At 66.1% G+C, this 18,666-nt stretch carries 16 protein-coding genes; 7 read left to right on the top strand and 9 right to left on the bottom strand.

Annotation, left to right across the window (positions count from 1 at the left end; translation table 11 throughout):
- Positions 1 to 76 precede the first annotated feature (76 nt).
- Positions 77 to 316: a hypothetical protein gene (locus L0976_RS19495; protein WP_023516665.1), complete on the top strand. Its 240-nt coding sequence runs from the start codon at positions 77 to 79 to the stop codon at positions 314 to 316.
- A 55-nt stretch (positions 317 to 371) separates the two neighbouring features.
- Here L0976_RS19495 and L0976_RS19500 read toward each other — a convergent pair whose 3' ends face one another.
- Positions 372 to 1,244 (bottom strand): LysR family transcriptional regulator, encoded by an 873-nt coding sequence (locus L0976_RS19500; protein ID WP_234188905.1) that lies wholly within the window; start codon positions 1,242 to 1,244, stop codon positions 372 to 374.
- On the opposite strand from L0976_RS19500, the gene L0976_RS19505 reads away from it, so the two are divergent.
- Positions 1,234 to 1,548 carry a hypothetical protein gene (locus L0976_RS19505; protein ID WP_234189027.1) on the top strand — a complete coding sequence of 105 codons (315 nt, stop codon included), beginning with the start codon at positions 1,234 to 1,236 and terminating at the stop codon, positions 1,546 to 1,548. The two genes, L0976_RS19500 and L0976_RS19505, sit on opposite strands and share 11 nt — an antisense overlap.
- A 46-nt stretch (positions 1,549 to 1,594) precedes the next feature.
- Here the strand turns inward: L0976_RS19505 and L0976_RS19510 are convergent, their stop codons facing one another.
- The 3 genes from L0976_RS19510 to L0976_RS19515 form a co-directional block, all read right to left on the bottom strand.
- The gene (locus L0976_RS19510; RefSeq protein WP_234188906.1) at positions 1,595 to 4,117 is read right to left on the bottom strand and encodes a methyl-accepting chemotaxis protein; all 2,523 of its coding nucleotides are present in this window, start codon (positions 4,115 to 4,117) and stop codon (positions 1,595 to 1,597) included.
- Positions 4,118 to 4,355: 238 nt separating this feature from the next.
- Positions 4,356 to 4,490 (bottom strand): hypothetical protein, encoded by a 135-nt coding sequence (locus tag L0976_RS28645; RefSeq protein WP_255696081.1) that lies wholly within the window; start codon positions 4,488 to 4,490, stop codon positions 4,356 to 4,358.
- Positions 4,491 to 4,643: 153 nt separating this feature from the next.
- Positions 4,644 to 5,825 carry an NAD(P)/FAD-dependent oxidoreductase gene (locus L0976_RS19515; RefSeq protein ID WP_234188907.1) on the bottom strand — a complete coding sequence of 394 codons (1,182 nt, stop codon included), beginning with the start codon at positions 5,823 to 5,825 and terminating at the stop codon, positions 4,644 to 4,646.
- A 165-nt stretch (positions 5,826 to 5,990) separates the two neighbouring features.
- Here L0976_RS19515 and L0976_RS19520 point away from each other — a divergent pair, with 165 nt between their 5' ends.
- From L0976_RS19520 to edd, 5 genes are all read left to right on the top strand, one after another.
- A complete protein-coding gene (locus tag L0976_RS19520) occupies positions 5,991 to 7,430 on the top strand; it encodes a glutamine synthetase family protein (protein WP_234188908.1) in 1,440 nt (479 codons plus the stop codon).
- A 94-nt stretch (positions 7,431 to 7,524) separates the two neighbouring features.
- Positions 7,525 to 8,808 carry an FAD-binding oxidoreductase gene (locus L0976_RS19525; RefSeq protein ID WP_234188909.1) on the top strand — a complete coding sequence of 428 codons (1,284 nt, stop codon included), beginning with the start codon at positions 7,525 to 7,527 and terminating at the stop codon, positions 8,806 to 8,808.
- A gap of 97 nt (positions 8,809 to 8,905) precedes the next feature.
- Positions 8,906 to 10,378, top strand: a complete 1,473-nt coding sequence (gene zwf / locus L0976_RS19530) for a glucose-6-phosphate dehydrogenase (protein WP_203317621.1) — start codon at positions 8,906 to 8,908, stop codon at positions 10,376 to 10,378.
- A 9-nt stretch (positions 10,379 to 10,387) separates the two neighbouring features.
- On the top strand, positions 10,388 to 11,086 hold the full coding sequence (pgl, locus tag L0976_RS19535; RefSeq protein WP_234188910.1) for a 6-phosphogluconolactonase: 699 nt from the start codon (positions 10,388 to 10,390) through the stop codon (positions 11,084 to 11,086).
- Positions 11,087 to 11,208: 122 nt separating this feature from the next.
- A complete protein-coding gene (gene edd, locus L0976_RS19540; protein ID WP_234188911.1) occupies positions 11,209 to 13,029 on the top strand; it encodes a phosphogluconate dehydratase in 1,821 nt (606 codons plus the stop codon).
- A gap of 24 nt (positions 13,030 to 13,053) precedes the next feature.
- On the opposite strand, the gene L0976_RS19545 is transcribed toward edd, so the two are convergent.
- From L0976_RS19545 to L0976_RS19565, 5 genes are all read right to left on the bottom strand, one after another.
- Positions 13,054 to 13,467 carry a hypothetical protein gene (locus L0976_RS19545; RefSeq protein WP_203317618.1) on the bottom strand — a complete coding sequence of 138 codons (414 nt, stop codon included), beginning with the start codon at positions 13,465 to 13,467 and terminating at the stop codon, positions 13,054 to 13,056.
- A 133-nt stretch (positions 13,468 to 13,600) separates the two neighbouring features.
- A complete protein-coding gene (locus L0976_RS19550; RefSeq protein WP_234188913.1) occupies positions 13,601 to 14,692 on the bottom strand; it encodes an ABC transporter ATP-binding protein in 1,092 nt (363 codons plus the stop codon).
- Positions 14,693 to 14,759: 67 nt separating this feature from the next.
- Positions 14,760 to 16,412 (bottom strand): alpha-glucosidase, encoded by a 1,653-nt coding sequence (locus L0976_RS19555; protein ID WP_234188914.1) that lies wholly within the window; start codon positions 16,410 to 16,412, stop codon positions 14,760 to 14,762.
- A gap of 25 nt (positions 16,413 to 16,437) precedes the next feature.
- Positions 16,438 to 17,586, bottom strand: coding sequence for a carbohydrate ABC transporter permease (locus tag L0976_RS19560; protein ID WP_234188916.1), 1,149 nt, complete (start codon positions 17,584 to 17,586; stop codon positions 16,438 to 16,440).
- 1 nt (position 17,587) lies between these two features.
- Complete coding sequence (locus tag L0976_RS19565; RefSeq protein WP_234188917.1) at positions 17,588 to 18,595, bottom strand: carbohydrate ABC transporter permease; 1,008 nt, start codon at positions 18,593 to 18,595, stop codon at positions 17,588 to 17,590.
- Positions 18,596 to 18,666 lie beyond the last annotated feature (71 nt).

The following is an 18,666-nucleotide window of genomic DNA, read 5'->3' on the forward strand; positions in this document are numbered from 1 at the left end:
AACCCCATAGAGCCGCATTTCCTGCGACGGCAGGCCTACCGCCTGCCTGCAAAATGCTCAGAAGAGGAGAAATGCCATGACAGTCCAGACCCGCGTCAAGGAACGAGCCGAAGAACAGGCATCCGCGATGACCCCCGACCAGCAGGCCATGATCCGCATGGTCGCCAACGACCTGCACCGCCTCAACCAGTCCGTCATGAAGGCGGTCGAGGCCGGTGTCTCGGTGGAGCTCGTCCGCTCCGCCCGCCACCACGGCGGCGAGGGCAACTGGGGCGACCTGCTGATCCCGGTCATCGTGACGCAGGGCCGCGGCTGACAGGCAGAAATCCGGTCAAAAGGAAGTCCCCGGCGTTCCCTGCGCCGGGGATTTTTCATGTCCGGCTCGGCCGCCTGCCGGAAAAGAGGTCACTGTAGCTTTTCAGCAGCCGGAACAGCCGGTCGGAAACGGTGCGGATATCGCGCCGATGGCGGTCCTCGCCGTTGGCGACGATCCATTGATGGTGCCGCAACTCGCGGATTTCCTCGCCGGCCCGCTCCAGGTCCGGATCGAGATCGCCGACGAAGCAGGGCAGCACCGCCTGCCCGGCGCCCGACCGCGCGAGATCGAGCAGCGAGCGCGGCCGACTGACGACGATGGCGATGGAGCCGCCCATCCGTTCATGCGGCCAGCGCAGATAGGCCGATACCGCATCCTCCTCAGACACCGCCAGCCAGCGATCGGCGAGCGCGTCGCCTGCATTCCTGCGCCGGTAGGCGGCATAGGCGACATCGCCGGCGGGACGGCTGATGAGGGCCGGCTCGGTGGGCTCGACGGCTCGAAGAGCGACATCCACCTCGCGATGCGCCAGCGTCGCCCGGCGCTCGGAAACCGAAAGGTCGAGGCGGAACGGATCGCGCCCGGTGCAGATCGCGGTCATGTTCTCGCAGACGAGCCATGTCACCCAGGTGCCGGCCATGACCCGCACCGTCGTCGTGCCCTGCCCTTCCTGCCGCCAGCTCTCGATGCCGCGGGCGATCGCCTCCATGGCAAGAAGCCGGTCATGGAGCGCCTGACCCTCGGCCGTCATCCGGTAGCCCGTCTGGCTGCGCTGGAAGAGCACGCGGCCCATCGCCTCCTCCAGTTGCAGGATGCGCCGCCCCACCGTGGCCGGGCTGAGGCCGGACGCCTGCGCGGCCCCGGTCAGCCCGCCCTGCCGGGCGACGTCGAGAAAGATGCGGTAGGATTCCCAGGACATGTCTTTCATGGATGAAAAACATAGCGCGGAATTCGACGTTTCTGAACCACAATCTGAAGGATACATTCGGTTCGTAGACAAAGCGCCCGGCGCCACTCACCCGACAGAAGTCCGACGCGCGCCCTCCGGCGCCACGGCTTTGCACGCCTTCGCGAAGGAGACCGCCATGCACGACATGTTCGGCTTTGCCATGCTTTTCGAGCTTTCCAGCAAGGATGGCCGTCGCAAGCATGAATTCGACCACCTCATCGAGAAACACCCGCTGCGCGCGCGGCTGCGCCGCATTGCGAGGCTGTTCCGCCTCATGAAATGAAGAAGGCCCGGCGATGCCGGGCCTTCCAGGTTCCGTTGCCGCCGTCTCAGGCAGCGCGATACTTGGCCTGTTCGTCCGCCTCCAGGCGGAACTGCTCGACCAGCATCATCAGCGTGTCGGCGTCGCCCGCGAGCTTGCGGCTTGCCGTGGTCGTCAGGTCGACCATGGAGGCGTTCTGCTGGGTCATCTGGTCCATCTGGTTGACGGAGCCGTTGACCTCCTGCAGCGCGGCCGCCTGGTCGCGGCTTGCGGTCGCCATCATGTCAACATGCTGGCTGACGGTGACGATCTGCTGGCTGATCGAGGCGAGCACCGCCCCCGTCTCCTGCACGAGATGCGCCCCGGCGCTGACCTCGCTCGTCGACTTCTCGATGAGGCCCTTGATCTCGCGGGCGGCACTCGCCGAACGCTGGGCGAGCTCGCGCACTTCCTGCGCGACGACCGCGAAGCCCTTGCCCGCCTCGCCCGCGCGGGCGGCCTCGATGCCGGCATTGAGCGCCAGGAGGTTGGTCTGGAAGGCGATGTCGTCGATCACCTCGATGATCTGCTCGATCTGGCGCGAAGCGCCCTCGATGCGGCCCATTGCGGCAATCGCGTTGCTGACGACCTCCGCGGAGCTGTCGGCGCTGCGCTTGGTCGTGCCGACGACGAGGTTCGCCTCATGCGCCCGCTCGGCGGAGGAGCGCACGGTGGCGGTGATCTGCTCGACCGCCGCGGCCGTTTCCTCCAGCGAGGAGGCCTGCGATTCGGTGCGCTTGGAAAGCGCATCGGCCGATTGCAGCATGTCCGAGCCGCTGCGCTGGATCGACAGCGCATTGTTGCGGATCTGGCCGAGCGTGTCCTGAAGGCGCACGAGCGAGACGTTGAAGTCCTGGCGGAGCTGCTCGAGGCGGCCGGTGAACGGCGTCTCGATCTGGCGCGACAGGTCCCCCTGGGCGAGACGGCCGAGGCCGGCGGCGAGCGCATCGACCGCGAAGTCGATCTGGCGGTCGAGGGCCTGCTTCTCGGCGTCGTTGCGGGCGCGTTCGGTTTCCGCCGCTGCACGCTGCTGCTCGCTTTCCTCCTCGATGCGTATCTTCGACAGGGCGTTCTCCTTGAAGACGCCGAGCGCGCGGGCCATGTCGCCGATCTCGTCGGCGCGGCCCTCGCCGGAAATGCCGGTATCGAGGAAGCCGTCCGCAAGGCGGCGCATGGCGCCGGTAATCTGGCCGATCGGCCCCTTCAGCGTCAGCACCAGGGCGATGCCGGCAAGCACGGCGATCGCGGCACCGGCGACGGTGGCGACGACCGAGACCTGGTTGGCCTTCTCCCGCTCGGTGCCGGCGCTCGTCTTCTGCTCCTCGGCGAACTGGCTGAGCAGGTTCCAGATCGTATCGATCGACTGGCCGGCGGCCTCGAAATCGGCGGCACGCTCGGTGCTGATCTTCACCAGCGCGGCGCTGTCGGCCTCGATCCGGTCGAGCATCGGCGTCAGGCCGTCGTCGACCGCGTCGAAGAAGGGCAGGCCGCTGGCGCTGCCGCGCAGGCTCTTGATGTCGATGCGCAGGATGGAAAGGTTACCGAGAAGCTTGACGCGGTTCGTATCCGAGGTCTGGCCGAGGAAGCGCGCGGAGGCGACCTTGATGTCGTCGATCGTCGATACCAGCTTGCGCGTCGAGGCGAGGATCGCCTCGGACTTGATGATCGGTTCGTCGAGCGCGCTGAAGATGCGGGTCGCCTCGCGCATCTTCTCGGCGGCCGCGCCCTGGAGCTGGATGGCCACCTGGCGGAAGCGGCTCACGCGACGCGCGATCTCAGGCACGGTGGTGGCCGCCGGGTCGGACGAGGCCAGGAAGCCGCCGAGTTCCTCGATCGTGTTGCGGATGGTGACGGAGACGACCTTCTGGCTCTTCGGCAGGATCGCCGTGATCGAACGGTCGGTCTTGGCAATCAGCGGGTAGCGCTCCCTGACCAGCTTCAACTGCTCGTCGGGCGTCGCGCCCTTGCCGAAATCGGCGAGGAAATCGGCGAAGAACTTGCCGGCATTGGTCAGGCGCTCGGCCTCGCGCAGCATGCTCTTGGCGCTGTTCTCGTCCTGGCGCACGGAACGCTGGAGCTTCGTGGCCTCGTCGAGGATCTTGACCTGCTCGGCGGTGAGCGCGTTGAGGTTCTTCGTCATCGCATCGTGCAGGCCGGTCTCGTTGACGTAGAGCGCCCACAGGCCGTCCATGCGGGCCTCGATGTCCCTGGTCTGGGCCTGCGCGTCGACGAGGCGCGACTTGTCGGCATCGGGCGCCAGCGCATCCATCGTCGCCTGGAGGACGGCGCCCTGCGCGTTGAGACGCTGGTGCACGGCGTCCCGGCTCTCCTCCGAGGTGTTCTGGAGGAAGCGGTTCATGCCGGCATAGACGTCCTTGAAGCCGCTGAGCGACTGGAGGACGCTGTTGGAAATCTCCATGCGGCCCTGCAGCAGGCCGGATGCATAAAGGCCGGTGAAGCCGACCGCGCAGATGCTGAGAACGAAAGGCAGGATGAAGACAAGAACCTTGGTCTGGATCTTGAAGCGGGCGAGAATCTTGTCAATGAACATGGCGGAACATCCGTTGTCGGCGTGCTCCACCCCTGACCTTTTCGGGCCTCCCCAGGATCGGACGCCGGATTACCGACTTTCATGCGGCCGCAATGCCGCGCATCCGGGGGGAGCAGTCATTGCCAGCCGCGTGCGCCCATCGTGGGACACGGCCTCCGGAACCCTATGCGGGCGATACTCGGCGGCAATCTTTAAGATTCCCTCACTTTTTAAACCGATTTATTACCAGTCCGAAGCGTCAGAGCGCGAGGATGGCGAGGGCGGCCAGAAGGGTTGCGGCGAGCGTGCAATTGATGCCGATCGCGACGAGGCGGCGGCGGCTTTCCTGCGCGGCGACGGCGATGGCGCAGGAGGGGCGGTTTCTGGCGGACATGCAGCGATACTCCGTTACGGGATAAAGGCAATCCGGATGATCCGGCCAGCCGGCCCACATCATGTTGTCCTCCCCCTCGGGCAGGGCGGAAAACGCCGACTTCCGGCCAGCATCCCTCCGAGGTCTTAAGGGATGGTAAAGACCGCCGCGGCGTCAGGCTTCCTGGCCCGCCGCATGGCCCGAGGCCCATGCCCACTGGAAATTGTAGCCGCCGAGCCAGCCCGTCACGTCCACCGCCTCGCCGATGAAATAGAGGCCCGGCACCGCCTTTGCCGCCATGCTGCGGGAATCCAGCGCTGCCGTATCGACCCCGCCGAGGGTGACCTCGGCCGTGCGATACCCTTCCGAGCCCGGCGGGCGCAGGCGCCAGTCCCCGAGGCGCTGGACGAGCGCCTCGACGCGGCGGCCGGGAAGCTCGGCAAGCGGCCCGTCGATGCCGAGTTCGGCGACGAGGAGTTGGGCGAGCTTTTTCGGCATGTGGTCGGCCAGGACGGTTTGCAGCGCCTGCCGGCCGTTCTGCCGCCGGGCGGCGGCGATGACGGCGGAAAAATCGACGTCCGGGCAGATGGTGAGGGCGATTTCCTCGCCCTCGCGCCAGTAGGACGAGATCTGCAGGATGGCGGGGCCGCTGAGGCCGCGATGGGTGAAGAGCGCCGCCTCGCGGAATTCCGCCCTGCCGTGGCGGGCGACGACCTCCACCGAGACGCCGGGCAGGCCTTCGTGGGCGGCAAGCGTCGCCGGGTCGAGCGTCAGCGGGACGAGGCCGGCGCGGGTTTCCACGACGGGCAGGCCGAACTGCTCGGCGATGCGATAGGCAAAGCCGGTCGCACCCATCTTGGGGATCGACTTGCCGCCGGTCGCGATGACCAGCGACGACGCTTCCACCGTTCCCTCACCGGTGACGACGCGAAAGGCATCGCCATCGTGTTCGACGGCGGCGATCGGCGTCGAAAGCCGCAGTTCCACGCCAACAGCCTTCATCTCCGCCAGCAGCATGGCGATGATGTCCTTCGCCGAATTGTCGCAGAAGAGCTGGCCGAGCGTCTTCTCGTGCCAGGGAATGCGGTGGCGCTCGACGAGGTCGAGGAAATCGCGCGGCGTGTAGCGGGCAAGCGCCGACTTGCAGAAATGCGGATTGGCCGAGAGGAAGTTCTTCGGTCCGGCATGGATATTGGTGAAGTTGCAGCGCCCGCCGCCGGAAATGCGGATCTTCTCGCCGGGCGCGCGGGCATGGTCGAGCACCAGCACGCGGCGGCCGCGCCGGCCCGCCTCGATGGCGCACATCATGCCCGCCGCACCCGCTCCGATGATGACGACGTCCCGCCGTTCCGCCACGTGTCCGATCCCCGTTTCGCCTTCCTTTCGGCCATCGCGGGCGAAAGTCAACCGGCGAAAAGCGCGCAAATTCCTGAAAAATCGTCTTTTCTACCCCCCGGGGGGAGCTAGCCAAGGGTCAAACTCCGGCTATGATGGCGCATCGTCAACCAAACCCGGTGTCTCATGCCGTCCAAAAAGAAAGTCGTTACCCCCACCGTCGAAAAGGCCGCACGCTCCTCTAAAATCCCTCCCGCCATCAGCGTGCCGCGCGGGGTAAAGACCTGGAAGGACGCCGCAGACTGGCTTCGCGCCCGCGGCATCGAAGACATCGAATGCATCACGCCGGACCTTGCAGGGGTGCCGCGCGGCAAGATGATGCCGTCATCGAAGTTCACGTCGAACACCTCTCTCGCCCTGCCGTCGGCGCTCTACCGCCACACGATCTCCGGCGACTATCCGGAGGAGACCGGCAATTTCCGCTACGAGCCGCGCGACAGCGACCTGAAGCTCGTGCCGGATCTCTCCACGCTTTCCGTGGTGCCGTGGGAGACAGACCCGACCGCGCAGGTCATCTGCGACATCGTCGGCTCGACCGGCGAGAGCGTGCCCTATACGCCGCGCAACGTCCTGAAGAACGTCGTGAACATGTATCGCGACCGCGGCTGGAAGCCGGTGGTGGCGCCGGAGATCGAGTTCTACCTCGTCGCCGTCAACGACGACCCGGACTATCCGCTGCATCCGCCGAAGGGCCGTTCCGGCCGCTCCATCCAGGGCGGCCAGGGCTATTCCATCGCGGGCATCAACGAGTTCGACGAGCTGATCGACGACATCTACCACTTCTCGGAAAAGCAGGGGCTCGAGATCGATACCCTGATCCACGAGGAAGGCCCGGCGCAGCTCGAGATCAACCTGCGCCACGGCGATCCCGTGGAGCTTGCCGACCAGGTGTTCCTGTTCAAGCGCACGATCCGCGAGGCGGCGCTCAAGCACGGCATCTACGCCACCTTCATGGCAAAGCCCATGCAGGGGCAGGCCGGCTCGGCGATGCACATCCACCAGTCGGTGGTCGATATCGAGACCGGCAGGAACGTCTTCTCCAATCCGGACGGCTCGGCGTCGAAGGAGTTCTTCCACTTCATCGGCGGCATGCAGGCCTATGTGCCGAAGACGCTGGTCATGATGGCGCCCTATGTGAATTCCTACCGGCGCCTGACGCCCGACATGTCGGCGCCGGTCAACAATGCCTGGGGCTACGACAACCGCACGACGGCCTTCCGCGTGCCGGTATCGGATGCCGCGGCGCGGCGCATCGAGAACCGCCTGCCGGGCTCGGACGCCAACCCCTATCTCGCGCTCGCGGCCTCGCTCGGCTGCGGCCTGCTCGGCATCATGAACAAGCTGGAGCCGACCGCGCCGACGGAGGACACCGCCAACGAGGGCTCGATCGAGCTGCCGCGCGGCCTGCTCGAAGCCGTGTCGCTGCTCGAATCCGACCCGGCTCTGGCCGAGGTGCTGAGCGCCGAGTTCATCGGCCTCTATGCCGGCGTCAAGCGGGGCGAGTTCGAGACCTTCATGCAGGTGATCAGCCCCTGGGAGCGCGAGTTCCTGCTGCTCAACGTCTGAGCGGCCGGCGGTCCGGGCCGCTGCAAGAGATCCGATCCTGAGAGCGGCGGCGCCCCGGCGCGCCGCCGCACCCTCTCGAACACGAGTGTGCGCAATGCCCTGGCAAAGCCCGATTTCCCCCGGCATCTCCTGGTATGAGGCGAGTGTCGGAGACCGCCCCGAATATGCCCCCCTCGACGGCTCGGTGGAGACCGATGTCGCCATCGTCGGCGGCGGCTTCACCGGCCTGCAGGCCGCCTACAATCTCGCGCGGAAGGGCGTCCGCGTCACGCTCATCGAGGCGCACCGCTTCGGCGACGGCGCGTCGGGGCGCAACGGCGGGCAACTCGGCACCGGCCAGCGCGCCGAGGCGGAGGAGCTGGAGGCCGAACTCGGCTACGAGCGCGCGAAGGCCCTCTTCGACCTCGCCGAGAATGCCAAGCGCCATGTCCAGGACTTCGCCGATGCGCAGAACCTCGACATCGAATACGTCCCCGGCCAGCTCAATGTCAGCCACAAGGCAAGCTTCGAGAAGGATTTCCGCGATCATGTCGAGATCGCCGCAACCCGTTTCGGCTATCCGCACATGACCTACATGGACCGGGCGGAGACGGAGGAGCGCGTCGGCTCGAAGCGCTTCTTCTTCGGCATCCGCGACACCGGCACCGGCCATATCCACCCGATGAAGCTGCTGGTCGGCATCGCCCGCGCCGCGAAGGCCGCCGGCGCCAGCCTGCACGAGAAGACCCCCGCGCTGAAGATCGAACGAGCCGGCGGCAAGGCGGTGATCACCACCGCGAAGGGCACGATCCGCGCCGACAAGGCGCTGGTCGCCTGCAATGCCTATATCGGCGACCTGGAGCAGAAGACGGCGGCGCATGTCATGCCGATCCGCTCCTTCATCGGCGCGACGGTGCCGCTCGACAAGTTCCCCTCGGTCATTCCCGGCGGCGAGGCCATCGCCGACACGCGGTTCGTCGTGCGCTATTTCCGCAAGACCCGCGACGGCCGGCTGCTCTTCGGCGGCCGCGAAGCCTATTCGGAAAACCTCGACGACATGACGCCGCCCATCCGCCGGCAGATCGAGGAGGTCTATCCGGAGCTGAAGGGCATCGAGCTCACCCATGCCTGGGGCGGCTCCGTCGGCATCACCATGCCGCGCAAGCCCTATGTGCGCGAGGTCATGCCGGGCATCACCACCATCGGCGGCTATTCCGGCCATGGCGTCATGCTGGCAAACTATTGCGGCAAGCTCTATGCGGACGACGTGACGGATGGCAGCAGCGAGCTGGACCTGATGAAGGCCCTGAAGATTCCGGCCTTTCCCGGTGGCCGGCGCTTGCGCTCGCCGCTTCTGTTCCTCGCCATGACATGGTACGCGCTGCGCGACAGGCTCTGATCGAAACGGAAGCACCGATTTTGTTGCGTTGCACGCTGGTGTTTTTAAATCGATTAGATTATAACACCCGGCAACAGAACGAGATCGAGATTATCCGATGAGCAGCCAGATCATTCCCGTTGAACCTTTCGACTATGTCGTCTTCGGCGGAACCGGCGACCTTGCGGAACGCAAGCTCCTTCCGGCCCTCTACCACCGGCAGCTCGCCGGCCAGCTCTCCGACCCGACGCGCATCATCGGCGCCTCGCGCACGGCCTATACGGACGCGGAATACCGCAAGTTCGCCGTCGATGCGCTGAGGGAGCACCTGAAGGCCGGCGAATTCGACGACGAGCAGGTCAAGACCTTCTGCGACCGGCTGTTCTACGTCGCGGTCGACGCCAAGTCCGACCAGGGATGGGACAAGCTGAAGACCCTGCTCGACGAGGGCAAGGACCGCGTGCGCGCCTTCTATCTTGCCGTCGCGCCCGCCATCTTCGGCGACATCTCGGAAAAGATCCGCGACCACAAGCTCATCACCAAGCAGACGCGCATCGTCGTCGAAAAGCCGATCGGCCGGGACCTTGCCTCCGCCAATGCGCTCAACAACACGATCGGCAAGGTCTTCCACGAAGAGCAGATCTTCCGCATCGACCACTATCTCGGCAAGGAGACGGTGCAGAACCTGATGGCGCTACGTTTCGCCAACGCGCTCTACGAGCCGCTGTGGAACTCAGCCCATATCGATCATGTGCAGATCACGGTCGCCGAATCGGTCGGCCTCGAAAGCCGCGCGGGCTACTACGACAAGGCCGGCGCGCTGCGCGATATGGTGCAGAACCACATCCTCCAGCTCCTCTGCCTCGTGGCGATGGAAGTGCCCTCCTCCATGGACGCCGAGGCCGTGCGCGACGAGAAGCTCAAGGTGCTGCGCGCGCTGAAGCCGATCGACCAGTACAATGTCGAGCGCCTGACGGTGCGCGGCCAGTACCGTGCCGGTGCGTCGGCCGGCGGCCCGGTCAAGGGCTATCTCGAAGAGCTGGAAGGCGGCGTTTCCAACACGGAGACCTTTGTTGCCGTCAAGGCCGAGATCGGCAACTGGCGCTGGGCGGGCGTGCCCTTCTACATCCGCACCGGCAAGCGCCTTGCCGCGCGCGTGTCGGAGATCGTCATCACGTTCAAGCCGATCCCGCATTCGATCTTCGATCCCTCGGCGGGCCGCATCGAGGCGAACCAGCTCATCATCCGCCTCCAGCCGGACGAGGGCGTCAAGCAGTCGCTGATGATCAAGGACCCCGGCCCGGGCGGCATGCGCCTGCGCAACGTCTCGCTCGACATGAGCTTTGCGGAAGCCTTCGACGCGCGCAATGCCGATGCCTACGAGCGCCTGCTGCTCGACGTCGTGCGCGCCAACCAGACGCTGTTCATGCGCCGCGACGAGGTGGAGGCCGCATGGCGCTGGGTCGACCCGATCCTGAAGGCCTGGGAAGCGACCGGCCAGCAGGTGCAGGGCTATACCGCCGGCACCTGGGGTCCGAGCCAGGCCATCGCCCTCATCGAGCGCGACGGCCGCACCTGGCACGAAACGTAAGGAAGGCCGATGAGCGCTGAAATGCATGAATTCAGGGACGGCGCGGCATTGGCCGAAGCGCTTGCGGACCGCGTTTCCGCCGCACTCGCCGACGGTATCGCCGCGCGCGGCCGCGCGACCATCGCGGTTTCCGGCGGCTCGACGCCCAAGGCCTTCTTCCGGGCGCTCGCCGCCCGCGACATCGACTGGAGCGAGGTGACGGTCACGCTCGTCGACGAGCGCTTCGTGCCGGCGGACAATCCGCGCTCGAACCACCTGCTCGTCGCCGACAACCTGCTGCAGGGCAAGGCGAAGGCCGCATGCTTCCTGCCGCTCTACCGGGACGCCGGCAGCGCGCAAGAGGCGGCGAAGATCGCCTCCGCCGCTGTCGCAAGCCTCGGCCATCCCTTCGACGTCGTCATCCTCGGCATGGGAACGGACGGCCATACGGCCTCGTTCTTCCCCGGCGGCAGCAACCTTGCCGAGGCGATCTCGGCCGCAACGCCCCGCGGCGTGATCACCATGGAAGCGGAGGGCGCGGGCGAAACCCGCCTTACCCTCACCTTCGCCAGCCTTCAGGATGCCCGCCTTCTGGTGCTGCACATCGAAGGCCAGGGCAAGAAGGACGTGCTTGCCGCCGCCACGGGCGACGGCCCGGAAACCGACATGCCGATCCGTGCCGTTCTCCGGCGCGCGGCAACGCCGGTCGACATCTACTGGGCGCCCTAGGGCGCCCGGCCGGCTGAAGCCGAACATGCCCGGCGCGAAGCGCCGTCGTTACCCGCGGATGGCGCAGCTTTCCCGCTCGCTTTGCCGCGCCAGAACGCAATCGAGAAAGTCAGGATAGCCCCATGTCCGCCGACAAACGCATCGAAGCCATTACCGCCCGCATCGTCGAACGTTCCAGGCCGCATCGCGAGCCCTATCTTGCGCGCGTGCGCGCCGCCGCCTCCAGGGGCGTGCACCGCTCCGTGCTTTCCTGCGGCAACCTTGCGCATGGCTTTGCGGTCTGTTCCCCCGCCGAGAAGGACGCGCTCGCCGGCGACCGCGTTCCCAACCTCGGCATCGTCACCGCCTATAACGACATGCTCTCGGCGCACCAGCCGTTCGAGACCTATCCGGCGCTGATCCGCGAGGCCGCGCGGGAAGCGGGCGGCGTGGCGCAGGTCGCCGGCGGCGTGCCGGCCATGTGCGACGGCGTCACACAGGGCCAGCCGGGCATGGAACTCTCGCTCTTCTCGCGCGACCTGATCGCCATGGCAGCGGGCGTCGGCCTGTCGCACAACATGTTCGATTCGGTCGTCTATCTCGGCGTCTGCGACAAGATCGTGCCGGGCCTGACGATCGCGGCCCTCACCTTCGGGCATCTTCCCGCCGTCTTCATTCCCGCCGGCCCGATGACATCGGGCCTGCCGAACGACGAGAAGGCCCGCGTGCGCCAGCTCTATGCCGAGGGCAAGGTCGGCCGCGCCGAACTGCTCGATGCCGAATCCAAGTCCTATCACGGCCCCGGCACCTGCACCTTCTACGGCACCGCCAATTCCAACCAGATGCTGATGGAGATCATGGGCTTCCACATGCCCGGCGCCTCCTTCATCAATCCCGGCACGCCGTTGCGCGACGCGCTGACGAAGGAAGCCGCCAGGCGCGCACTCGCCATCACCGCCGAAGACAACGAGTTCACACCGGCCGGCGAGATGATCGACGAGCGCTCCATCGTCAACGGCGTCGTGGGGCTCCACGCCACGGGCGGCTCGACCAACCACACGCTGCACCTCATCGCCATGGCGCGCGCCGCCGGCATCCTGCTGACCTGGAAGGACATTTCCGACCTTTCGGACGTCGTGCCGCTGCTTGCCCGCGTCTATCCGAACGGGCTTGCCGACGTGAACCATTTCCACGCGGCGGGCGGCATGGGCTTCCTCATCCAGGAGCTCCTGAAGACCGGCATGCTGCACGACGACGTGCGCACCGTCTACGGCCAGGGCCTTCAGGCCTACACGATCGAGCCGAGGCTCGGCGGAAACGGCACCGTGCACCGCGAGCCGGCGCCGAAGGTCAGCCACGACCCGAAGGTCCTCGCCAGCATCGAGGCGCCCTTCCAGCCGACCGGCGGCCTGAAGATGCTGACCGGCAATATCGGCAAGGCGGTGATCAAGATCTCTGCCGTCAAGCCGGAGCGCCATGTCATCGAGGCGCCGGCCAAGGTCTTCCACGACCAGCAGGAACTCAATGTCGCCTTCAAGAACGGCGAGCTGACGGGCGATTTCATCGCGGTCGTGCGCTTCCAGGGCCCGAAGGCCAACGGCATGCCGGAACTGCACAAGCTGACCACCGTGCTCGGCATCCTGCAGGACCGCGGCCAGCGCGTGGCGCTGCTCACCGACGGGCGCATGTCCGGCGCCTCCGGCAAGGTCCCGGCCGCCATCCACGTGACGCCCGAGGCGGTCGACAACGGCCCGATCGGCCGCATCCGCGAAGGCGACACGATCCGGCTGGATGCCGCCAACGGCACCATCGAGGTCCTGGTGGACGCCGCCGAGTTCGCCGCCCGCCCGCAGGCTGCGGCCGACCTTTCCGGCAACGAATTCGGCATGGGCCGCGAGCTCTTCGCCCCCTTCCGGGCGATTGCGGGGCCGGCGGATCACGGGGCGAGCGTGCTGTTCGCGTAATCGGGCAAGCCGCCCCTCAAACCCTCAGCCATAGATATCCAGCGTACGGCCCTGGTGGTTGCGGTGGGTGGAGTAGACGAAGATGCGCTGCAGGTCCTTGTCGGAGAGAAGGCGCAGGAAGCGGGCTTCCACCACGTCGTTCGGATAGACGCGCTGCGTCAGGCAGCCGATCATCGGGATGCGGGCGCTGACGATGTCGAGGTAGAAGTTGCGCGGAAGCTGGAACTTCGACGTCATGGTGATGACGGCGCCGCTGCGCGACAGCTTGATGATGACGCCGCGGCGGGAGACGAGATTGACGAGGCCGCCGCTCTCGGTGAACTCGATGCGGGCCTCGTTGCAGGTGTCCTCCAGCGGGAAACTCTTTTCCCGGTCGTACATGAAGGACTCTTCCTTGTTCAGATAATTGCCCCGCGGGTCTTGACCCTGAATGCTCATCCGCCTGCTGCCCCGGCACTTTCCATTTTCGGGGAAAACGTAGGGGAGCAAGGCTTAACACGGGGTTGAGCGGCAAGGCTAAATCCTGCAGCCCGGCCGACATGTCGCACAAGGATCGCGGCGGTTTCCCTGTTCAGGCCGCGCGGTAGCTTCTGCCGGACGCATCGAAGAGATGCAGCTTGGCCCTGTCCGCCGTGAAGCGGACCTTGTCGCCGCGCTTGACGGCGAGGATGCCCGGGATCTTGGCGATGATCGGCTCGCCCTCGACGAGACCGTCGATATAGAGCAGCGTCACCTCGCCGAGGGCCTCGACGATGGAGACCGTTCCCTCGAAGAGGAAGTCCTCGCCGGTCGTGATCTGCAGGTCCTCGGGCCGGACGCCGAAGCTTGCCGCCTTGCCGTTTTCCGAGGCGACAGTCGGGATGCCGACGCTGCAGACGCGGCCTCCGGTCAGTTCCAGCGACGTCGCCTCCCCTGTGGCGGTGATCCTGGCGGGGATGATGTTCATGGCCGGCGAGCCGATGAAGCGGGCGACGAAGAGATTGGCCGGGCGCTCGTAGAGTTCGAGCGGCGGGCCGACCTGCTCGATATGGCCGGCCGAGAGCACGACGATGCGGTCGGCGAGCGTCATCGCCTCCACTTGGTCGTGCGTGACGTAGATCATCGTCGTGTCGGCCATCTGCTCGTTGAGCTTGGCGATCTCGATGCGGGTGGCGACGCGCAAGGCCGCATCGAGGTTCGACAGCGGCTCGTCGAAGAGGAAGACCTTGGGGTCGCGGCAGATGGCGCGGCCGATGGCGACGCGCTGGCGCTGGCCGCCCGAAAGCGCCTTGGGCAGGCGGTCGAGATATTGCGTGAGCTGGAGAATGTCGGCGGCCGAGCGCACGCGGCGGTCGATCTCCTCCTTGCTCTCGCCGGCGATCCGCATGCCGAAGGCCATGTTGTCGTAGACGGTCATGTGGGGATAGAGGGCGTAGGACTGGAAGACCATGGCAATGCCGCGCTTGGAGGGCGGCACGTCGTTGACGCGCTCGCCGCCGATCAGCATGTCGCCGCCGGTGATGGCCTCCAGGCCCGCGATCATGCGCAGGAGGGTCGACTTGCCGCAGCCGGACGGGCCGACGAAGACGATGAACTCGCCCTGCCTGATGTCGAGATCGATGCCGTGGATCACGTCCACCGCACCATAGGACTTGCGGATATCCTTGAGCACCAGCCCTGTCATGTTGCTACCTCCCCTTGTGTCCCGATTGCGCGTGCGAACCGCTTCGCGCTCCTCATGGATCGATCCGTCATACGAAGCGGGCGAAGAACCCGCTCCAGGCCGGAAGCTCTATGCTTTCCGCATGCATCACGCTTTCGAACCCGTGGCCCTCCAGCACCTCCAGCGTGCCGGACGGCAGGTCGGCCAGGCGCGGAACCGGGCTCATGTTGAAGGTGCAGAAGACCTTCTCGTTGCCGTGCGTGCGCACGAAGGAGAGGATCGCGCCCTCCGCCGAATGGAACTCGATCTCGCCCTTGACCAGCGCCACATGCTCCTTGCGGAAGGCGAGGAAGCGGCGGTAATGCGCAAGCACCGACGCCGCGTCGCCGTCCTGCACGTCGACGGCGCGCTCCAGATGAGCGGCGGGAACCGGAAGCCACGGCCTGCCGGCGCTGAAGCCGCCGGTCTCGTGCCGGCTGTCCCAGACCATCGGCGTGCGGCAGCCGTCGCGGCCCTTGAAGTCCGGCCAGAACTGGATGCCGTAGGGGTCCTGGAGATCCTCGTAGGCAAGCTCGGCTTCCGGCAGCGCCAGTTCCTCGCCCTGGTAGATGCACACGGAGCCGCGCAGCGACATCAGGAGGCTCGCGAGCAGCTTGGCATGCGCCTCGTGGTCGGTGACGGCGCTGCCCCAGCGGCTGACATGGCGCATCACGTCATGGTTGGAGAAGGCCCAGCAGACCCAGCCTTCGGGCGCCGCCTTCTCCAGCGCGTGCTGCGTCTCGGCGACGAAGGCCGGCGTCAGCGGATCGGGCGCCAGGAACTCGAAGGCATAGCACATATGCATCTTGTCGCCGCCGGAGGTGTACTCGCCGGCGATTTCGAGGCCGCGCTGGCTGTCGCCCACCTCGCCAACGGCAGCGATCGCCGGAAACTCCTCCATGAGGGCGCGGAAGCGCTTGAGGAATTCCAGGTTCTCCGGCTGGTTCTTGTCGTAGAGATGTTCCTGGTAGTTATAGGGGTTCACGGCGGGCGCCGTCTGCGCGTTGCGGCGCTCGGGAGCGAGCGACGGGTTGTCGCGCAGTTCCTTGTCGTGGAAATAGAAGTTGATCGTGTCGAGGCGGAAGCCGTCGACGCCGCGCTGCAGCCAGAAGCGGGCGACCGCGAGCAGCGTGTCCTGGACCTCCGGGTTGTGCAGGTTCAGGTCCGGCTGCGAGGTCAGGAAGTTGTGCATGTAGTATTGCAGGCGCGTCGGGTCCCACTGCCAGGCGGAGCCGCCGAAGATCGACAGCCAGTTGTTGGGCGGCGTGCCGTCCGGCCTGGAATCGGCCCAGACATACCAGTCGGCGCGCGGATTGGTGCGGCGCGAGCGGCTTTCGACGAACCAGGGATGCCTGTCGGAGGTGTGCGAGAGCACGAGGTCGATCATGACGCGGATGTTGAGCCGGTGGGCTTCGGCGATCAGCGCGTCGAAATCGGCAAGCTCCCCGAAGATCGGATCGACGTCGAGATAATCCGAGACGTCGTAGCCGAAATCCCGCATGGGCGAGGTAAAGAAGGGCGAGACCCAGATCGCATCCACCCCGAGGGAGGCGACGTGGGGGAGCCGCTCGGTGATGCCCTTTATGTCGCCGATCCCGTCGCCGTTGGTGTCCTGGTAGGAGCGCGGATAGATCTGATAGATCACCGCGCCGCGCCACCAGTCCTTGTCCGGCTGGAGAAGAGTCGAATCCAACGTCGTCATTCCCGTTTGTCCTGTCTGCAAGTTGTCAGCCACCCTTGACCGATCCCGCCAGCAGGCCGCGCACGAGGTAGCGCTGCAGGCTGAAGAAGACGATGAGGGGGACGATGATGGTGATGAAGGCGGAGGCCGTGAGGATTTCCCAGTTGCCGCCGCGCGAACCGAGGAGGTTCACCAGGCGCCCGGTCAGCACCAGTTCGTCATTGCCCGTGCCGAGGAAGACCATGGCGACGAGCAGGTCGTTCCACGTCCACAGGAACTGGAAGATGGCGAAGGAGGCGAGCGCCGGGAAGGACAGCGGCAGGATGATCTTCACGAAGATGTCGAAATCCGACGCGCCGTCGACGCGGGCCGATTCCATGATCTCGCGCGGCAGGCCGGCCATGTAGTTGCGCAGCAGATAGACCGCGAGCGGCAGGCCGAAGCCCATATGCGCGAGCCAGATGCCGACATAGGTCTTGGCCGGCACGCCGAAGAAGGCACCGACGCCGTTATAGAGCCGGAGCAGCGGGATCAGCGACATTTGCAGGGGCACGACGAGCAGGCCGACGACGACGGCGATCAGGATCGCCCGGCCGGGAAACGGCATCCAGGCCAGCGCATAGGCGCAGAAGGCGGCGACGAGGATCGGGATGATGGTCGAGGGGATCGCCACCGTCAGCGAGTTGATGAAGGACGAGCCGATGCCGGCGGCGCTCAGAACTTCCCGATAGTTGTCGAGCGTGAAGCGCGGCGGGACGGAGGCGGTGTAGAAGATGCGCTGGCCGCGCGTGCCTTCCATCCTCGCCGGCGAGACGATCTCGTAGCTGCCGTCCTCGTTGACGGTCAGCATCTGGCCGTCGCCAATGTCGGCGGCGGTGCCCGCCTCGAAGGCGGCGGGCTGCATGGGGCGGAAGCCGAAGGCGGAGACCTTGGCATTGCCGCCGTCGTCGATGAGGTTGCCGGAAATGACGAACTTGCCCTCGCGCTCGACCTGCGCTTCCGGCGTTGCGGCGCGGCCCGTGAGGTTCTGCGAGGAGGTGGACAGCGCCGTCCACCAGCCGGAGACGGCGAGCTGATCCTTGTCGCGCAGCGAGGAGATCAGAAGGCCGGCGGTCGGCAGCGTCCAGAGCGCGACAATGAGGAGGACCGAGAGATGGACGACGAGGATGAGCGGCGAACGGGAGGTGGCGATCATCTCAGCGCTCCATTTCCTTGGTGGCGTTGCGGATGTTCCAGATCATGATCGGCACGACGAGGATCATGATGACGACCGCGATGGCCGCGCCGCGGCCGAAGTCGCCGCCGCCGCGGAACATCCAGTCGAACATCAGGTTGGCCAGAACCTGCGTCTGCCACTGGCCGTTGGTCATGGCGAGCACGATGTCGAAGACCTTGAGGACAAGGATGGTGATGGTCGTCCACACGACGGCGATGGTGCCCCAGATTTGCGGCACCATGATCTTGAAGAAGATCTGCACGCCGTTCGCGCCGTCGATGACGGCCGCCTCGATCGTCTCTTCCGGGATGCCGCGCAGCGCGGCCGAGAGGATGACCATGGCAAAACCCGTCTGGATCCAGACCAGGATGACCATGAGGAAGAAATTGTTCCAGAAGGGAATGGTCATCCACGCCTCGGGCGTGCCGCCGAGGGCGACGACGACGGCGTTGAGGATGCCGATCTGCTCGGAGCCTTCCGAACGGTAGTCATAGACGAATTTCCAGATGACCGCCGCGCCGACGAAGGAGATCGCCATCGGCATGAAGATCAGCGTCTTGGCGATATTGCCCCACCAGATGCGGTCCGTGAGCGCGGCGATGACGAGGCCGAAGAAGGTGGAAAGCGCCGGAACCACCAGCAGCCAGAGGAAATTGTTGAAGATGGACTGGCGGAACTCGCCGTCTTTGATCATCCAGGCGAAGTTGCTCAAGCCGATGAACTGCTGGCCCGAGCGGTCGTGGAAGGAGAGCCGCACGGATTCGAAGACCGGATAGACGAGATAGACGGTGAGCGCGAAGAGCGCCGGCGCCATGAAGAGCCAGGGCCGGACGGCATTGGTGATCCTGAGGTTGCGGGACGCCTCGGCGCCCATCCGCCCCTTGGAGGGGAAGATCCTGTCGAGCAGCCAGTTCGTTCCGAAGAAATAGACGGCGCAGGCAAGCACGCCCGCCACCATCGTGAAGATGGCGAATAACAGTTGCTGCATGACAGTTCCTCCCCAGGAATGCGCCCCTCATGGACCCTCAGAGGCGCATCGAGCGTTCACGCGGCTTCGTT

The organism is Shinella sp. NM-101 (genome assembly GCF_021401195.1).
Lineage (GTDB): Bacteria > Pseudomonadota > Alphaproteobacteria > Rhizobiales > Rhizobiaceae > Shinella.